Source organism: Pseudomonas sp. KH_040 (assembly GCF_057839305.1).
Genome location: NZ_CM174487.1, coordinates 326,621 through 341,435 on the forward strand (window position 1 = coordinate 326,621; position 14,815 = coordinate 341,435).

16 protein-coding genes, 1 tRNA gene and 1 pseudogene are annotated in these 14,815 nt (G+C 57.1%); 13 read left to right on the plus strand and 5 right to left on the minus strand.

Annotated features, from left to right (window positions below; translation table 11 throughout):
* The first annotated feature begins 23 nt into the window (after positions 1-23).
* The 3 genes from aguB (at position 24) to AC3IUF_RS01440 (ending at position 2,473) form a co-directional block, all read left to right on the plus strand.
* Positions 24-902 carry an N-carbamoylputrescine amidase gene (gene aguB / locus AC3IUF_RS01430; protein WP_095113946.1) on the plus strand — a complete coding sequence of 293 codons (879 nt, stop codon included), beginning with the start codon at positions 24-26 and terminating at the stop codon, positions 900-902.
* Between the two features lie 5 nt (positions 903-907).
* Positions 908-2,014: an agmatine deiminase gene (gene aguA, locus AC3IUF_RS01435; protein ID WP_414894993.1), complete on the plus strand. Its 1,107-nt coding sequence runs from the start codon at positions 908-910 to the stop codon at positions 2,012-2,014.
* A gap of 246 nt (positions 2,015-2,260) precedes the next feature.
* Positions 2,261-2,473 (plus strand): hypothetical protein, encoded by a 213-nt coding sequence (locus AC3IUF_RS01440; RefSeq protein WP_007909115.1) that lies wholly within the window; start codon positions 2,261-2,263, stop codon positions 2,471-2,473.
* Positions 2,474-2,660: 187 nt separating this feature from the next.
* Here the strand turns inward: AC3IUF_RS01440 and AC3IUF_RS01445 are convergent, their stop codons facing one another.
* Positions 2,661-4,754 carry a TonB-dependent receptor gene (locus AC3IUF_RS01445; RefSeq protein WP_489280166.1) on the minus strand — a complete coding sequence of 698 codons (2,094 nt, stop codon included), beginning with the start codon at positions 4,752-4,754 and terminating at the stop codon, positions 2,661-2,663.
* A 254-nt stretch (positions 4,755-5,008) separates the two neighbouring features.
* Here AC3IUF_RS01445 and AC3IUF_RS01450 point away from each other — a divergent pair, with 254 nt between their 5' ends.
* The 6 genes from AC3IUF_RS01450 (at position 5,009) to AC3IUF_RS01475 (ending at position 9,706) form a co-directional block, all read left to right on the plus strand.
* The gene (locus AC3IUF_RS01450) at positions 5,009-5,677 is read left to right on the plus strand and encodes a DsbA family protein (RefSeq protein ID WP_095113950.1); all 669 of its coding nucleotides are present in this window, start codon (positions 5,009-5,011) and stop codon (positions 5,675-5,677) included.
* 297 nt (positions 5,678-5,974) lie between these two features.
* Positions 5,975-7,261: an OprD family porin gene (locus AC3IUF_RS01455; protein WP_007909120.1), complete on the plus strand. Its 1,287-nt coding sequence runs from the start codon at positions 5,975-5,977 to the stop codon at positions 7,259-7,261.
* Between the two features lie 232 nt (positions 7,262-7,493).
* Positions 7,494-8,240, plus strand: coding sequence for a 2OG-Fe dioxygenase family protein (locus AC3IUF_RS01460; protein WP_007909122.1), 747 nt, complete (start codon positions 7,494-7,496; stop codon positions 8,238-8,240).
* 79 nt (positions 8,241-8,319) lie between these two features.
* Positions 8,320-8,697, plus strand: a complete 378-nt coding sequence (locus AC3IUF_RS01465) for a GNAT family N-acetyltransferase (protein ID WP_007909123.1) — start codon at positions 8,320-8,322, stop codon at positions 8,695-8,697.
* Positions 8,694-9,410, plus strand: a complete 717-nt coding sequence (locus tag AC3IUF_RS01470) for an AzlC family ABC transporter permease (RefSeq protein WP_007909125.1) — start codon at positions 8,694-8,696, stop codon at positions 9,408-9,410. Before AC3IUF_RS01465 ends, AC3IUF_RS01470 begins: the two co-directional genes overlap by 4 nt.
* A complete protein-coding gene (locus AC3IUF_RS01475) occupies positions 9,389-9,706 on the plus strand; it encodes an AzlD domain-containing protein (protein ID WP_007909127.1) in 318 nt (105 codons plus the stop codon). Before AC3IUF_RS01470 ends, AC3IUF_RS01475 begins: the two co-directional genes overlap by 22 nt.
* On the opposite strand, the gene AC3IUF_RS01480 is transcribed toward AC3IUF_RS01475, so the two are convergent.
* Positions 9,623-10,549 (minus strand): LysR family transcriptional regulator, encoded by a 927-nt coding sequence (locus AC3IUF_RS01480; RefSeq protein WP_489280169.1) that lies wholly within the window; start codon positions 10,547-10,549, stop codon positions 9,623-9,625. The genes AC3IUF_RS01475 and AC3IUF_RS01480 overlap by 84 nt on opposite strands.
* A 697-nt stretch (positions 10,550-11,246) precedes the next feature.
* On the opposite strand from AC3IUF_RS01480, the gene AC3IUF_RS01485 reads away from it, so the two are divergent.
* Both AC3IUF_RS01485 and AC3IUF_RS01490 read left to right on the plus strand, forming a co-directional pair.
* Positions 11,247-11,654: an MbcA/ParS/Xre antitoxin family protein gene (locus AC3IUF_RS01485; RefSeq protein ID WP_095113951.1), complete on the plus strand. Its 408-nt coding sequence runs from the start codon at positions 11,247-11,249 to the stop codon at positions 11,652-11,654.
* Between the two features lie 11 nt (positions 11,655-11,665).
* Positions 11,666-12,331, plus strand: coding sequence for an RES family NAD+ phosphorylase (locus AC3IUF_RS01490; protein WP_007909135.1), 666 nt, complete (start codon positions 11,666-11,668; stop codon positions 12,329-12,331).
* 43 nt (positions 12,332-12,374) lie between these two features.
* Here AC3IUF_RS01490 and AC3IUF_RS01495 read toward each other — a convergent pair whose 3' ends face one another.
* Positions 12,375-12,656 carry a DUF3077 domain-containing protein gene (locus AC3IUF_RS01495; protein ID WP_007909136.1) on the minus strand — a complete coding sequence of 94 codons (282 nt, stop codon included), beginning with the start codon at positions 12,654-12,656 and terminating at the stop codon, positions 12,375-12,377.
* Positions 12,657-13,139: 483 nt separating this feature from the next.
* Between AC3IUF_RS01495 and AC3IUF_RS01500 the strand changes: the two are divergent.
* A pseudogene (locus AC3IUF_RS01500) lies at positions 13,140-13,457 on the plus strand (transcriptional regulator).
* On the plus strand, positions 13,447-13,731 hold the full coding sequence (locus tag AC3IUF_RS01505) for a helix-turn-helix domain-containing protein (RefSeq protein ID WP_007909144.1): 285 nt from the start codon (positions 13,447-13,449) through the stop codon (positions 13,729-13,731). Before AC3IUF_RS01500 ends, AC3IUF_RS01505 begins: the two are co-directional and overlap by 11 nt.
* 80 nt (positions 13,732-13,811) lie before the next feature.
* On the opposite strand, the gene AC3IUF_RS01510 is transcribed toward AC3IUF_RS01505, so the two are convergent.
* A tRNA-Thr gene (locus AC3IUF_RS01510) sits at positions 13,812-13,887 on the minus strand.
* A 75-nt stretch (positions 13,888-13,962) separates the two neighbouring features.
* Positions 13,963-14,799, minus strand: coding sequence for an FkbM family methyltransferase (locus AC3IUF_RS01515; RefSeq protein WP_489280171.1), 837 nt, complete (start codon positions 14,797-14,799; stop codon positions 13,963-13,965).
* Between the last annotated feature and the right edge of the window lie 16 nt (positions 14,800-14,815).

The window sequence follows — 14,815 nt, forward strand, 5'->3', positions numbered from 1 at the left end:
AAGCACTTGCCCGGAGATGATTCATGAGCCGTATCGTTACCGTTGCCGCCACTCAGATGGCCTGTTCCTGGGATCTGCAAGCCAACCTCGAAATCGCTGAAAGGCTGGTGCGCGAAGCCGCCGCCAAAGGCGCGCAGATCATCCTGATTCAGGAGCTGTTCGAGGCGCCGTATTTCTGCCAGAAGCCGAACCCGGATTACCTGCAACTGGCGACGACGGTGGAAGACAACGTCGCGATCAAGCATTTCCAGAAAATCGCCAAAGAGCTGCAGGTAGTCCTGCCGATCAGCTTCTACGAACTGGCCGGCCGCGCACGTTTCAACAGCATCGCGATCATCGATGCCGACGGCAGCAACCTCGGGATTTATCGTAAAAGCCACATCCCGGATGGCCCGGGCTACCACGAGAAGTATTACTTCAACCCGGGCGACACCGGTTTCAAAGTGTGGAACACCCGTTACGCGAAGATCGGCGTGGGTATCTGCTGGGACCAGTGGTTCCCGGAAGCCGCGCGCAGCATGGCGCTGCAAGGTGCGGAAATCCTGTTTTACCCGACCGCAATCGGCAGCGAGCCGCACGACAAGAGCATCTCCTCGCGCGATCACTGGCAGCGGGTGCAGCAGGGCCACGCCGGCGCCAACCTGATGCCGCTGATCGCCAGCAACCGCATCGGCAATGAAGAACAGGACGGCTACGACATCACGTTCTACGGCTCTTCGTTCATCGCCAACCAGTTCGGCGAAAAAGTGCAGGAGCTGAATAAAACCGAAGAAGGTATTCTTGTGCACACTTTCAACCTCGACGAGCTCGAACACATTCGCAGCGCGTGGGGTTCATTCCGTGACCGCCGTCCGAACCTGTACGGTGCGTTGAAAACCCTCGACGGTTCCCTGGAGTCCTGATCCCGATGACCACCTTGAAAAGTACCCCGCGCGCCGACGGCTTTCACATGCCGGCCGAGTGGGCGCCGCAAACGCAGACCTGGATGATCTGGCCCGAGCGCCCGGACAACTGGCGTCTGGGCGGCAAACCGGCGCAAGCCGCACACGCTGCGGTGGCCAAAGCCATCGCACGTTTCGAACCAGTGACTGTGGCCGTGTCCGCCGGCCAATACGAAAACGCCCGCGCGCGCCTCGACGTACCGAATATCCGCGTAGTCGAGATGTCCAGCGATGACGCCTGGGTACGCGACAGCGGCCCGACTTTCGTCATCAACAACAGCGGCGAAGTGCGCGGTGTGAACTGGGACTTCAACGCCTGGGGCGGTTTCGACGGTGGTCTGTATTCGCCGTGGAATCGTGATTCGCAGGTCGGCGGCAAGATCCTCGAGATCGAGCGTAGCCCGCGTTATCGCACTGAAGGTTTTGTGCTCGAAGGCGGTTCGATTCACGTCGACGGCGAAGGCACGCTGATCACCACCGAAGAATGCCTGCTCAACCGCAATCGCAACCCGCACCTGGGCCGCGAAGAAATCGAAGCGGTGCTCAGCGCCAATCTGTCTGTGGATAAAATCATCTGGCTGCCGGACGGTTTGTTCAACGACGAAACCGACGGCCATGTGGATAACTTCTGCTGCTACGTGCGTCCGGGCGAAGTGCTGCTGGCGTGGACCGACGATCCACAGGATCCGAACTACCCGCGCTGCCAGGCTGCGATGAAAGTCCTGCAAAGCAGCACCGATGCCAAAGGTCGCCCGTTCACGGTGCACAAAATGCCGATTCCGGGGCCGCTGTACGCGACCGAAGAAGAGTGCGATGGTGTCGACCCGGTGGACGGCACGCAGGAGCGCAATCCGTCCGTGCGCCTGGCCGGCTCCTACGTGAACTTTCTGATCGTCAATGGCGGCATCATCGCGCCGAGCTTCGACGATCCGATGGATGCCCCGGCCAGGGAAATCCTGCAGAAACTATTCCCGCAGCACGAAGTGGTAATGGTGCCGGGCCGCGAACTGTTACTGGGTGGCGGCAATATCCACTGCCTTACCCAACAGCAACCCGCACCACACAAAGAGTGAGTTGAGTCGTAACAGCTTGAGTTGATTAACAAATCGGCCGAGCAGTGATTAGCTCGCTATGCATGTGAAGAAGCCCGCAGCCCGGTTGGATTGCGGGCTTCTTTGTATCCGCTTGTCGACAAATGCGAAACCTTGGCATAGCTCTTGTATTCATCACCCGTGCACTAGGGAGGGGGGAGAACTTCAACAGTTCTGTCATAAACCTTGGATAACTTAGCCGCTCATGAACGGGGAGAGAGCGCTGAAATGAACGCCGAAGTGAACGTAGTCAGCGAGCGGACGTTGCATCCCATGGCCGTTAACGGCGAATCGCTCCAGATTGTCGCGCACTGGTTGAAGTCCAATGGAACGCGTCAGATCAGGGAACCTGATCCGCGCCGGACGATGATCGAGCGTTACCCCGCTGGCCTGTTCAGCGAGGCCGAACTGGATGCATTGTGGGCTGTAATGGAAGGATAAGAAGAACAACAGGGATTGGTCAAAGCGCTGCCGGGATGGCGGCGCTTTTTTATGCACGACTATTTTGTACACACCCATTCAATGTGGGAGCGATCCTGCTCGCGAATGCGTCGGGTCAGTCGACATCGTCGTAACCTGATCCACCGCATTCGCGAGCAGGCTCGCTCCCACAGGGATTTGTGTGAAATCAGAAGCTGTAGGTGCCGGTCATCACGACGCTACGCGGCGCACCCGGTTGAATCTGATACTGGCTGGTTGCCGATGCGTAGTACTCACGATCGGTGATGTTGTTCAGCGCCGTGCGCAAATCCCAATCCTTGAAGCGGTAACCGACCAGTGCATCCCAGCGACCATAACCCGGCAGCACGGTGGTGTTGGCGTTATCGGCATAGCGTTGGCCAACCAGGGTCAGACCGGTTTCACCGTACCAGCCCATCTCCGGTTTCCAGGTCAGGAACAGGCTGCCGTTGTGCTTGGCGACGTTGTTGATGCGTTTGCCTTCCAGGCCGTTGTTGTCCTTCTCGATCTTCGCATCCTGCATACCGACGCCACCGCGCATGTACCAGTTGCCGACGATGTTACCGGTGGCGGTCAACTCGATCCCGCGCGATCGTTGCAGACCGGACATGACGGTCAGGGTCGGGTCGTTTGGATCGGTGGTGCGGCGGTTGTAGAGCTCCAGGTCATAGATCGCCAGCGTGGTGCTCAAGCGGTCATCGAACCAGTCGCTCTTCACGCCGATTTCTTTCTGCTTGGTCAGCTCAGGACTGAGGTCGTTGGTGTTGCCGGCCGCACCCGGGGTGATGCCGATCAAGCCACCACCCACGGGCGAAAACGTCTTCGACCACGAAGCGTAGAACGAGTGGTTCTGCAACGGCGTCCAGACCAGGCCCACACGCGGGCTGGTGCTGTGGCTGTCGCGGTCTTCGGAGATGTTACGCAGCTTGTTGGTCGACTCGATATCGAAGGTGTCGTAGCGCAGACCGGCGAGCACTTGCCATTGGTCGTTCAGGCGCAGTTGATCCTGCACGTAGACCGCACGGCTTTCGACTTCGGTGTGGCTGCTGCTGGAGACCTGCATGCTGCCGGTGTGGCGCAGATTGCGGTTGGGGTTGTAGAGGTCGAGCGACGGCACGGGCTGCGCGCCCGGCGTTCTGCCGGTAGCGGCGTTGTACAGTGTCGGATCGCGGCGCTGGCTGCCGATCTCGATGCCGGTGAGCAGGCGATGTTCAAGGCCGAAGGTATCGAAACCGCCTTCCAGCTCGAGGTTGTTGTAGACGTTGCGGGTGGTCAGATCCTGCTGCCAGTGCTGGCGCGTGACCTTATTGGTCGCCGGCGTGTAACCGGTGAGGTAGGTGTTGTCGAAATCACTGTCGAGCTTGAACACGCCGAGGGTCTGGCGCAGTTGCCAGTTGTCGTTGATCTCGTAGCTGAGTTTGGAGCGCAGCGATTGAGACTTGTCGTCAATGAAATCGTGATCGTTGCCGTAGGTGGTGTCACGACCGACATCGGCCGGGCGCCCGTTGACGCCGGGAATGCCGCGATCTGGCGTGCGGTTGTAGCGGCTGTATTCGTATTGCACCAACCAGTTCAGGTCCGGCGTCAGTTGCCAGCTCATCGACGGTGCGAACAACTGACGATTGCCGCTGACGCCATCACGGAAGCTGTTTTCATCCATGTTGCCCATGTTCAGGCGCAGGCTGATGTTTTCGCTCGGATCGGTGCTGAGGTCGGCGTAAAGACTGCGCAAATCTTCGCTGCCACCCTGGGCTTCGATGGTCGAGCGACGGCCGAACTCGGGCATTTTGCTCACGCGGTTGACGATCCCGCCCTGACTGCCCCGACCGTACAGCACGGCGGCCGGGCCTTTGAGCACTTCGACGCGTTCGATGTTGTGCAGGTCGCGCTTGTATTGGCTGTCGTCGCGAATGCCGTCGAGATAGAAATCGTTGCTGGCATCGAAACCGCGAATGCGCAGGCTGTCGAAACGGGTGTCGGCGCTGCTGCTGACGTTGGGCATGCCGCTCAACGCGTCGCCGATATCATTGGTGCCGTAGTTGGCGACGTTCGCGGTCTTGATCGAATCGATCGCCTGCGGCACGTAGCGCACCGGGGTTGAGGTGCGGGTTGCGGTGTTGCTGAGCTTCACGCGCGGGTCATCGGCTTGCGCTTCGGCGCTGATCGCGGTGGCGGGTAACTCGGTCGCGGAGTAGGCAAAACCACTGGACAGAAAAACAGAAAGCCCAAGGGTGACGGGCGTAAGACGGAACGGGGCAGGCATTTAACAGCGCATCCGAAAGGGTGGAAGAATTCGATCGCGCAAATGGTAATGCTTTGCATTTACTTCCGTTAATTATTCCTTATAAGTTCCCTGATCTGATTGTTTCAATTTGTGTCGCCTTCGACACAATCTGCCTGAACGGCAATTTGACCGATTCATGAAACAGACTGAAAGCCATTCTGGCGTTTTTCCGCAAGAGTGCGGGCACTAATCTGCCGCCATCGATTTCCCTCACTTTTTGCCGGAGTTTTCCCATGATCCTTCATTACGTCTACGACCCGTTATGCGGCTGGTGTTACGGCGCCAAGCCGCTGGTGGAAGCGGCGCAGGCAGTGCTGCCAGTGATCGCGCATGCCGGGGGAATGATGAGTGGCGCCAATCGCCAGCGCGTTTCGCCACAACTGCGCAATTACGTCATGCCCCACGACCGACGCATTGCCGAGTACACAGGCCAGCCTTTCGGCGAGGCCTATTTCGACGGTTTGCTGCGAGATCAATCGGCCGTGTTCGATTCGACGCCACCGATTGCTGCGGTGATGGCGGCCGAAGCCATCGACCGAGGCGGTCTGCGCATGTTGGGGCGGTTGCAGAGCGCACACTATGTGGAAGGGCGACGCATTGCCGATTCAGCCGTGCTGTTGGAATTGGCGATGCAGATGGGCTATGCGCAGGACGATTTCCACATTGCGTTTGAGTCCGTTGATAGCGAGAGGCACGTAAAAGCCAGTCGCCAGTTTTTGGCGCAATTGGGCGGCCAGGGTTTTCCGACCATGGCTCTGGAGCAGGATGGCACATTCCAATTGATCGACATTAGTCCGTGGCTGGGCAAGCCGCAGGCATTTGCCGATTGGTTACAACAGGCAATCGTCCTCGATGAAAGCGGTAAATCTTCTGCATTCTGTTCTATTGATGGTTGCGCCTGATACGCACTGGATTCACTGGCTGTGTGCATTTCCCAGCAAGGAGTCAGCGCAAAATTTACGTTTCTTAGACGATTTTTACCTATTTAAAGACGATTCTTGAAATTGACACATTGTTCAGGGCGCGGCTACGATTCGGCCCAACGCCTGTGGCCAACCGCCATGACTCAAAATAAGGAGCAGGCCCGCCATCACGTTATCGTGGGCGGGCCTTTTTGTTTCGGGGTGAATAAAAGAGTGCAAAAGCGCCGTTTCCGCCGTTCGACACAGCGCGTTTCAACCCGTAATAAGGAAAACAAAATGTTGAACAAGCGAATCAGTCTGATCGCACTGGGGATGTTGAGCGCCACTCAGGCCATGGCTAACGACCAGGCCGAGTCCAAGGGTTTTGTTGAAGACAGCAGCCTCAAAGTGCTGCTGCGCAATGCCTACATCAATCGTGATTACAAAGACGGCAACAAAGACAAAGCCGAGTGGGGCCAAGCGGCCATCGGTACGTTCTCGTCCGGCTTCACCCAAGGCACCGTGGGTGTCGGTGTCGACGCTTTCGGTCTGTACGCACTGCGTCTGGACGGCGGCAAGGGCCGTAGCGGCGCCGGTGGTATCGATTTCTTCAAGCAGGAAAATGACGGTCGCGCGAACCATGACATAGCCAAGGGCGGTGCCGCGGTGAAGTTCCGCTTCTCCAACACCGTGTTGACCTACGGCGACCAGATGCCGGCCCTGCCAGTGCTGAGCTACGACAATGTGCGCCTGCTGCCGGAAAGCTACACCGGTACCCTGATCACTTCTAAAGAGATCAAAGGCCTGGAACTGAACGCCGGTCGTTTCACCGCCGAATCGCGCAAGAGCGACGAAGGCCGTGACAGCGGTGGTCTGAAGTCGATCAACGTGTTGGGCGGTAGCTACCAGTTCACTGAAAACTTCAAAGGCGCGCTCTACGCGTCCGACGTCGAAGACGTATTGAAGAAACAATACGTGAACGCCAACTACGTGTTGCCGTTCAACAAGGATCAGTCGCTAACCCTGGACTTCAACGGTTACCGCACCAAGCTGGACAACTCTTATGTCCGCGAAAACGGGGTAACTGGCGACGACAACAAGATCTGGAGCCTGGCCGCAACCTTCGCTACCGGTCCGCACTCGTTCACCGTGGCGCACCAGCGTTCCACCGGCGACAGCAACCTCGGTTACGCCTACGGCGGTTACCAGAAAGATCAAGGTCGTGTCGGTGACGGCGGTAACTCCATCTATCTGGCCAACTCCTACTGGTCCGACTTCAACGCTGAAGACGAACGCAGCTGGCAGCTGGGCTATGGCCTGGATTTCGGCGCATTCGGCGTACCGGGTCTGAGCTACAACTTCGCTTACGTGCGTGGCGACAACATCACCACCTCCACCAGCGAAGGTGGCACCGAGCGCGAGATCTTCAACCAGTTCAAATACGTCGTGCAGTCTGGCCCGGCCAAAGACCTGAGCGTGAAATTGCGCAGCTCGATCCTGCGTGTTTCGCAGAAATCCAGCGAGTACAACGTCAGCGGTAACGAACTGCGTGTATTCGTGGACTACCCGATCAACATCTTCTGATGCCTGATCAAGTGTAAGAAACATGAGAAAAACCCCGACTGGTTCGGGGTTTTTTTTCGACGGTTTTTCGATGAAAACCGGAAAAAACCTGTGTTTTTGTCATGTAAAAGTTGTTTTTAAGTGGCTGTAAACGCCGTTTCAAACAGGGCTTTAAATGCCTGAAATTCTTTCTCATGGACGCAATTTCTCCACCTAATAGATTAGGCCGCTCAACGCAGCGGAGAATTTGGTAATGATCGTTTTGAACAGAGAAGTGGGCGAATCGCTACGGCGCGACAAATATGTCAACGTCCAGGGTGGTGACTTCAATCTCTACGGTCATTTTGCCGACTTCGTCAGACTGACCAAAAGTTGGGAAAACATGGAGCCTGACAGTTACTACGGTCAGGCCGAAGCCGGCATGCGTTACCGTCGTTACAGCGACTTTGAGTACAACCCGAAAACCCGCGAGCTCAAGCAACTCGAACATCGCGCCTACGTGCAGTCGAAAGAGAACAACGCCTATGTCGGCGGCCTCGTGCGACACTTTCAGGACTTCTCCGACGAAGTGATTACTTCACCGGTGATGCGCAGCCTGATCGACACCGATTTCGAAGTGTACAAAAGCGTACTGCCGGAAGAGCTGCACGATGAAATCTGGCAGTGCCAGATCCATCAGATCCGCATCGAGATCAAACCCGGCAAACAACTGGAAATCACCCCTGAAGGCATTCACTGCGACGGCTATCCGTTCAGCGGTGTGCACTTCTGGGGCCGCAATAACGTCGAGGGTGCGGAGAGTCGTCTGTACGACATCCACGAGCATCAACTGGCGTCGACCACTTACCAGGAAATTCTCGACACCACCTACTTCCTCGATCGCGATATGCGCCACTACGTGACCCCGGCCCGCAACCCGCACACTCATGCGATGGCGTACCGGCAGATTCTGGCGATTTCCTTCTCGCGGCCCGGGACCGCTTTCGACATTGTTCGCTAATCAGATCACCCCAATCGATGGCGTCGAATGCTCGACGCCGGTGGTGCTGCGACGCGCCACGGCCAAGGATGCGCAGCGCATGGAGCGCTTCTTCCGCCAGTTCGACGAAGTGTCCTTCTGCGAATGGCAGGACGCCAAGTGCCTGCGCGGCGTGCTGATCCAGAAAACCACCACGGCCTATCTCGCCTTCGACATCGCCGGCGAAATCGTCGGCGCGGTGCTCGGCGGCATGCTCGGCAGTCGCGGCACCATCAATCATCTGGCCGTCAGCCCGCGCTATCGCAGCCAGGGCGTCGGTCAACGTCTGGTTGAAGCGGCGTCTTCCGACATGAAGCGTGTCGGTGTGTTGCGGATGTTTCTGTTCGTTGACGATGCTAACCTCGCGGGCAAGCGATTCTGGACTGCCCAGGGTTTTTGCGAGCCTCATGGCGAACGGACATTTGAGAGGGATCTATGAATGAAACGTCCGGCAGTGCGCCGCTGATGGCTGCCCATCAGCCATCGCGCACGTTTGCCGAAGCCAGCCCGGTCGTCGCCGGCTACTTCACGGTGTCATTCGTGTTCGGGCTGATGGCCGTCAACGCAGGCTTGCCGATGTGGCTGCCGGTGGCGATGTGTTTGTTCGTGTATGCCGGCGCTTCGCAATTCGCCGCATTGGCGCTGATCTCAAGTGGAGCGTCGCTGACCACCATCGTACTGACCACGTTCCTGATCAACGCGCGGCACATGCTGATGTCGGTGTACATGGCCAAGGCCCTGCGCGCACTCGGCTTGAGTCGCATGGAGCGTTGGGCTTACGCCGGTGGCCTGACGGACGAATCCTTCGCTTTCCACAGCGTTAAACTCGGCACGGGTGCGCCGGTCAATGTGCGTTATCTGATCGGCTTCAATCTGTTCTGCCACACCTCGTGGGTGCTCGGCGGTTTGCTTGGCGCGGTTTGCGCGCAGTACGCGGCGCACCTGATCAAATATCAGCTCGACTACGCACTGACGGCAATGATGCTCTACGTGCTGGTGTCGCTGTGCAATACGCGCAACAAACTCATCGCCGCCGCTGCTGCCGTGCTGTGCATGGGCGCGCTGAGCCTGGTCGGCAGTTCGCCGTTCAATGTGTTTATCGCCACGTTTGTGGGCTGCGGAGTGGGTGTATGCCTGACCAAACGTTCCTGATTCTGGTGGTCGCGCTGATGATGGCCGTGACTTTCCTGCCACGCGCCTTGCCCCTGCAAGTCAACACCGAGCACTGGCCGCCGTTTATTGCGCGGGCGCTGGAATACCTGCCGGTGGCGATCGTCGCTGCGATCAGCCTGACACCCTTATTGATCAAGGATCAGCACATACAGCTCGATCGCCCGGAATTCTATGCCGCGATTCCGACGTTGCTATGTGCGTATTTCAGCAAAAACCTCTTTCTCAGTGTGGCGGTTGGGACGGCTGCGTACATTGCGCTCGGCTCGTTCATGTAACGGCAGATCGACGACGTCGCTCAACGCCTGATTGGACAATTCAGGATTGTTCACTGCCAGGCGCACTTCGAGGAAATCCTCGAACCCGGGGAAAATCGTCAGGCCGTTCTTTTGCGCGGCCTCACGCGAAACCATGCCGACCGCGTCCATCTGCGTGATCAGCGACAGCGTCAGGGTCTCGCTGCACGAATAGACCATGCGCTGACCGTTCTCGTGATTGCCCAGCCCGGCGTCGAGAAAACGCAAAAAGCTGTGGGAATACGGACAATCTTCTGCAGGACGTACCTGGAACTTGTTGCCCAGCAAGGTCAGCGGATCATTCTCCTGACCGCAATGCGCACCGACCACCTGCACCTGCACATCCGGCAAGACAATGCTCGGCAAACCCGGCCGCTGCGGACCGATCAGCACCGCCAGGTCGAAGTCTTCATTCTTCAGCTTGCTGAGGTTTTCCATCGACTCGGCGTAGCTGAACTCCATCTGATAATCGGGAAACACCTCGATCAGGCGCCCGATCATTCGCCGGTTGAAGTCAGTTGATAAGGTGTTGTTCAACGCAACCTTCAACGTCCGCTGCCCCGGCACTTTCAGCGCCTCGACCTTTTCTTCCATCTGTCGTGTGGCAATCAGCACTTTGTCCATATAAGGCGTCAGCTCAGTGCCCAGCGGCGTCAGCGTCAGCCCTTTGTTGGAACGTCGAAACAAGCGGAAACCGAACTGCTCTTCGACCTTGTTCAACTGCGCGGCCAGCGCCTGCACGGTCAGGCACGAATGCTCGGCTGCGGCCGACAAAGAGCCGGTCTGCACGATGCGCATGAGGTTGCGTAAGGTTCTGCTATCCATGGGTAATGCCCTCTGAAGTGGGCTGGGTATTGTTGTTTACGAGACTGCCGGTCAGGCGCCATATGCTGGCTATATTCCTGTACCTGAGCATAGTTGTCGCGGGTTTAGTAGCGAATTGATGCCCCCGCCGATGGCTGGAGGCTGACACAGGATCGGGGTTTTTAGTGACGTGGGGGTGATGGGGGTCAAAAAAAGTGCTTGGTTTTGGTGCGTAGCGGCGATTTTTCACGGGGAAACGGCTGACAACGTTAGTGGTTTTGGCCTGCGAAATACGTGGATGCGTCTTAGGCGAACTTGCGACCGAGCTGATAGCGGCGACCCGTCAAAGCAGATGAAGTAGCAGTGGGGAGGCATCATGCCTATGTGGCTACAGATCTGTGTGAGGTAAGCGAAGTGATTGCATCAAAAGAAGCGGCCGATATGGAGTGCCAAGTTGGCAACAGGCTTCATCACGTTATTGAAATTCAAGAGCAACCGTCCATTGCACGAATTCCTACGGACAAGACTGCCCAAGCCATGTTGGAAGCACGAACTATTCGGCAGCGGTTCGATTCGGTCGACGAAATGCTCAAATCCGGTCATATCCGAATCCCAATCAATGGCGAATGTGGTAACCAGTAATACGCTTACGGAGCTTTTTTATCGGCTTATTCGTATATGTACTAGTATCAAAGCAAGACAAATCTGGAGAGGCTCAATGACTACCTCATCCCCAGCCCTCACTCCACGCGAACAACTCGACGCCCCCGAAGCCGGCCGCGTTGCGCTGAAGTTCTTCTTCAACCTTATGGAGCGTTGGGGCTGCAGCGCAGAGCAGCAACGCACATTACTCGGCGGCGTTGGTAACACCACGTTCTACAAATACAAACACCTGCCGAACATACGTCTGCCTAACGACACCCTTGAGCGCATCTCCTACCTGATGGGCATTCACAAGGCGTTGAGCATCATCTTCAGCAATAACCGTGAGCGCGCCTATACGTGGGTTAGCAGTCCAAACACAGCGGCGCCGTTCAACGGGCAAACTGCATTGGATTACATGCTGGCGGGGAGAGTGATCGACATCGCCGATGTGCGTCGCTATCTCGATGGGGTACGCGGTTGAAGGCGCCCGATTTGGTTGATGTGGCGTGGACGCGAGCCTATCGGATCGTCAACAGCAGCTTCCCGCCGATTGCGTTGTTCGAAGACGTGCTCGATCCCGAAGATCTGGAAGTTGCCTACGCAATTGAAGCGCTGACCAATGATCGTCTGATCGAGCAGGCCGGGGTACTTGCCCGAGTGCGACCCGAAGACCGACTCTCTGGCCCCGGCTCGACTCCGGTGATGGCTGCGTTTACTCATATTGGCAAACGCAGTCGTTTCTGTGACGGCACCTTCGGCGTTTACTACGCTGCGAGCAGTCAGGCTGCGGCCATCGCCGAGACCTGTTATCACCAGGAGCGATTTCTTGCGGCGACTCGGGAAGCGGATCTCGAGTTGACCATGCGGACTTACGTCAATCGGGTGGTTAAACCGCTACACGATATTCGCCACGTTCACCCCGAGCTGCACAATCCGGATCCGGAGGCTTACGGGCCGTCTCAGCTATTCGCCCGTCAACTGCGCGAAACCGAGTCGTGGGGGCTTCTCTACAACAGCGTTCGCTTGCCGGGCCACGAATGTGTCGCCGCGTTTAGACCTCCAGCGGTATCCATTCCGAAGCAGGGCAAGCATTTGCGCTATGTGTGGAGTGCGAGTCAGCAGAAGATTTCGTTCGTGCTTGAGATCAGTCAGGTCTGAAACGCAAAAAGCCCTCGCATCGGCGAGGGCCTGAAACCGGCGTTTACATCAACGGCTTGTCCGGCGGCGCATCCATCACTTTCACCACATCATCGATCAGCGCCTTGCTCAATTCCTGCAAATACTGCGAGGCATAAGCGTGAAGATCAGGATCGCGCGAGACTGTGGAATCTGCGGTCAGTAGCTTGGAAATGTGAAGTAAATGTGAGGCGTGCGAGAGAGCGGCGATCACTGGAACGCCACGATTGGTGCGGAACAGCGCTTGATTGGCCTGGAAGGAAAAGTGCGTGAGGCCTGGGGTTTTCAAATGGAGGTAGTCGGTCATTTCGCTTCACCTGCCGTAAGGAAGTGTCGTGAGGTGACCGTTTCTGCAGCTCTGTGAATTGCTGATGGATCAATGGCATTCATTTGTGAACTCCCTGTATCAAATGAGAGCCGCCATTTTCGTTCTCAGGCGAAAGGGTGGCAGCTATGCGCAGGCTGAGAAACCGGAGATACAGGAACCCGGCAGACCCGAAGGTCTCCCACGCACAGCCGCCATTACACGTGGATGCGGGCACAAAAAAGCGCCGGCAATCGTGATTTTGGGCGCTGGTGCGCCTGTATCTTACGCGGGTTCTCAGGCCCGGTCGCTGAATTGGCAGCGACGAACTGAACGGTAGCTTTGCGAGGGGCGAATGAGCAACGGTGGCTAGTAGTGGCTTGTCGTTACAACAGATTTCACAAGGCTTCGCGCCATGCATTTCGTCGATCTGTCCCTATAAACGTTTATGGTTTGTTTGTACGGCGTAGCCGTATAGTCAGGTTCATGTATACAATCATCGAAACGGAAATGTTCAAGCGCTATGCAGACGCCATATGGGTCGATGGTGAGCGCCATGAATTCATAAATTGGCTTGCTGCAAATCCTCTGGCTGGTGATGTCGTGCCTGGCAGTGGAGGTTTGCGCAAGGTGCGGTGGACTTGCACCGGCATAGGTAAGCGAGGCGGTACACGTGTCATTTATTACAACACGCTTTCTGAAGGCTCGATCTGGTTACTCATTGCCTAAACCAAGGCAAAGTTTGACGATTTGCCCTTAGCCTTCCTTAAGCAACTGAAGGAGGAAATCAGCGATGGTCGATGAACTGGAGCAATTCCAGCAGGACTTGCTGGAATCTGTACGTCAGATGAAGGCTGGAAAGGCTGCGCGCGTGACTCAAGTGCCGCTCTCTGCGGCAGCAGAAGCGCGTGCCAAAGTGGGTGTTTCTCAAAGTGCGTTTGCCAAACTGATCGGTGTGAGTCTGCGGACTTTGCAGGATTGGGAGCAGGGTCGCCGGCAGCCGACGGGTGCGGCTCAAACTCTCCTTAGGGTCGCCCGCCAGCATCCGGAAGTTTTGCGGGATCTGCATCCTGCTTGATACCACTTAAAACCTTTGGGCAGACTTCTGCTACAGAAAACAACGAAGCCCCTGCATTTCTGCAGAGGCTTCGTTTTGTATGGTGCCGGCACCAGGAGTCGAACCCGGGACCTACTGATTACAAGTCAGTTGCTCTACCAACTGAGCTATACCGGCGTGTGGGCGACGATTATAGCGACTGGATAATTTCTGTAAACCCCTGAATTCTGACTATTTTTGCATCTTTGCAAATCAAGCCCTGCGCAGCACATTTCGCAGCGTTTGCAGCGCCTTCAATGTGCGGCTGTTTTGCAGGGGCGCCAGTTGCGCTTCGGCCTGTTCGGCGCGTTGCAGAGCGTTGGCCAGTTGTTGGGCGGTGTCGACTTCGCTGGCGCTGATCGGGTGAGCGAAGGCGTGGCCTTTGCATAATTGGAAGTTGTCGAGGTTGCACGGCGGGATGTCGAACGCGGGTTTGAGGTTGTGGTGTTCGTCGGCGAGGAACCAGGTGTTGAGGCCGTCGAACAGGATCGATTGATAGCCTGCGTCGGTGATCAGGTGTTCCCACGTGTGATCGCGCAGCCATGGGGTTTCGACGACGATGACCCAAGGGCGGAAGCGACTGAAGTCCATGCCACGCAGAACGGTTTCTTCGTGGCCTTCCACGTCGATTTTGAGGAAATGGATCGGGCGGTCGGCGGCGTATTGTTCGCAGATCGAGGTCAGCGTGCGAGCCTTGACCGTGAGGCTCTGCACGTTCATGCCGAGGTCTTTGCGTTGCTGGGCGACGGCGGGGTCGGCGGTGGAGAGGCCTGTGCCGGGAATGCCGTAGAAGGTCGTTTCGCCGGGTTGGTCGCTGGCGATGCATTGGACGGTGGCGTCGCGCGGGCGTTGTTGGCAGAGCGCGTCGTAGTAGTTTTGCATCGGCTCGACATTAACGCCGTGCCAGCCGTGGTCGTAGAAGGCTCTGGTGACAGAGTCGTGGCTGGGGTCGTTGGCGCCGACGTCGATGTAGAAACCGTGCTCGAACTGTTTAAGCGCGCGCCACAAGCGGACGTCTTCAAAATTTTGCGCATAAGAAATGAACGTCACGGGCGCTTCCTGTCGG

Excerpts from the sequence above, each read along its gene's own strand:
- aguB (WP_095113946.1), top strand. The coding sequence starts at position 24 with ATGAGCCGTATCGTTACCGTTGCCGCCACTCAGATGGCCTGTTCCTGG.
- aguA (WP_414894993.1), top strand. The coding sequence starts at position 908 with ATGACCACCTTGAAAAGTACCCCGCGCGCCGACGGCTTTCACATGCCG.
- AC3IUF_RS01440 (WP_007909115.1), top strand. The coding sequence starts at position 2,261 with ATGAACGCCGAAGTGAACGTAGTCAGCGAGCGGACGTTGCATCCCATG.
- AC3IUF_RS01445 (WP_489280166.1), bottom strand. The coding sequence starts at position 4,754 with ATGCCTGCCCCGTTCCGTCTTACGCCCGTCACCCTTGGGCTTTCTGTT.
- AC3IUF_RS01450 (WP_095113950.1), top strand. The coding sequence starts at position 5,009 with ATGATCCTTCATTACGTCTACGACCCGTTATGCGGCTGGTGTTACGGC.
- AC3IUF_RS01455 (WP_007909120.1), top strand. The coding sequence starts at position 5,975 with ATGTTGAACAAGCGAATCAGTCTGATCGCACTGGGGATGTTGAGCGCC.
- AC3IUF_RS01460 (WP_007909122.1), top strand. The coding sequence starts at position 7,494 with ATGATCGTTTTGAACAGAGAAGTGGGCGAATCGCTACGGCGCGACAAA.
- AC3IUF_RS01465 (WP_007909123.1), top strand. The coding sequence starts at position 8,320 with ATGGAGCGCTTCTTCCGCCAGTTCGACGAAGTGTCCTTCTGCGAATGG.
- AC3IUF_RS01470 (WP_007909125.1), top strand. The coding sequence starts at position 8,694 with ATGAATGAAACGTCCGGCAGTGCGCCGCTGATGGCTGCCCATCAGCCA.
- AC3IUF_RS01475 (WP_007909127.1), top strand. The coding sequence starts at position 9,389 with ATGCCTGACCAAACGTTCCTGATTCTGGTGGTCGCGCTGATGATGGCC.
- AC3IUF_RS01480 (WP_489280169.1), bottom strand. The coding sequence starts at position 10,549 with ATGGATAGCAGAACCTTACGCAACCTCATGCGCATCGTGCAGACCGGC.
- AC3IUF_RS01485 (WP_095113951.1), top strand. The coding sequence starts at position 11,247 with ATGACTACCTCATCCCCAGCCCTCACTCCACGCGAACAACTCGACGCC.
- AC3IUF_RS01495 (WP_007909136.1), bottom strand. The coding sequence starts at position 12,656 with ATGACCGACTACCTCCATTTGAAAACCCCAGGCCTCACGCACTTTTCC.
- AC3IUF_RS01505 (WP_007909144.1), top strand. The coding sequence starts at position 13,447 with ATGGTCGATGAACTGGAGCAATTCCAGCAGGACTTGCTGGAATCTGTA.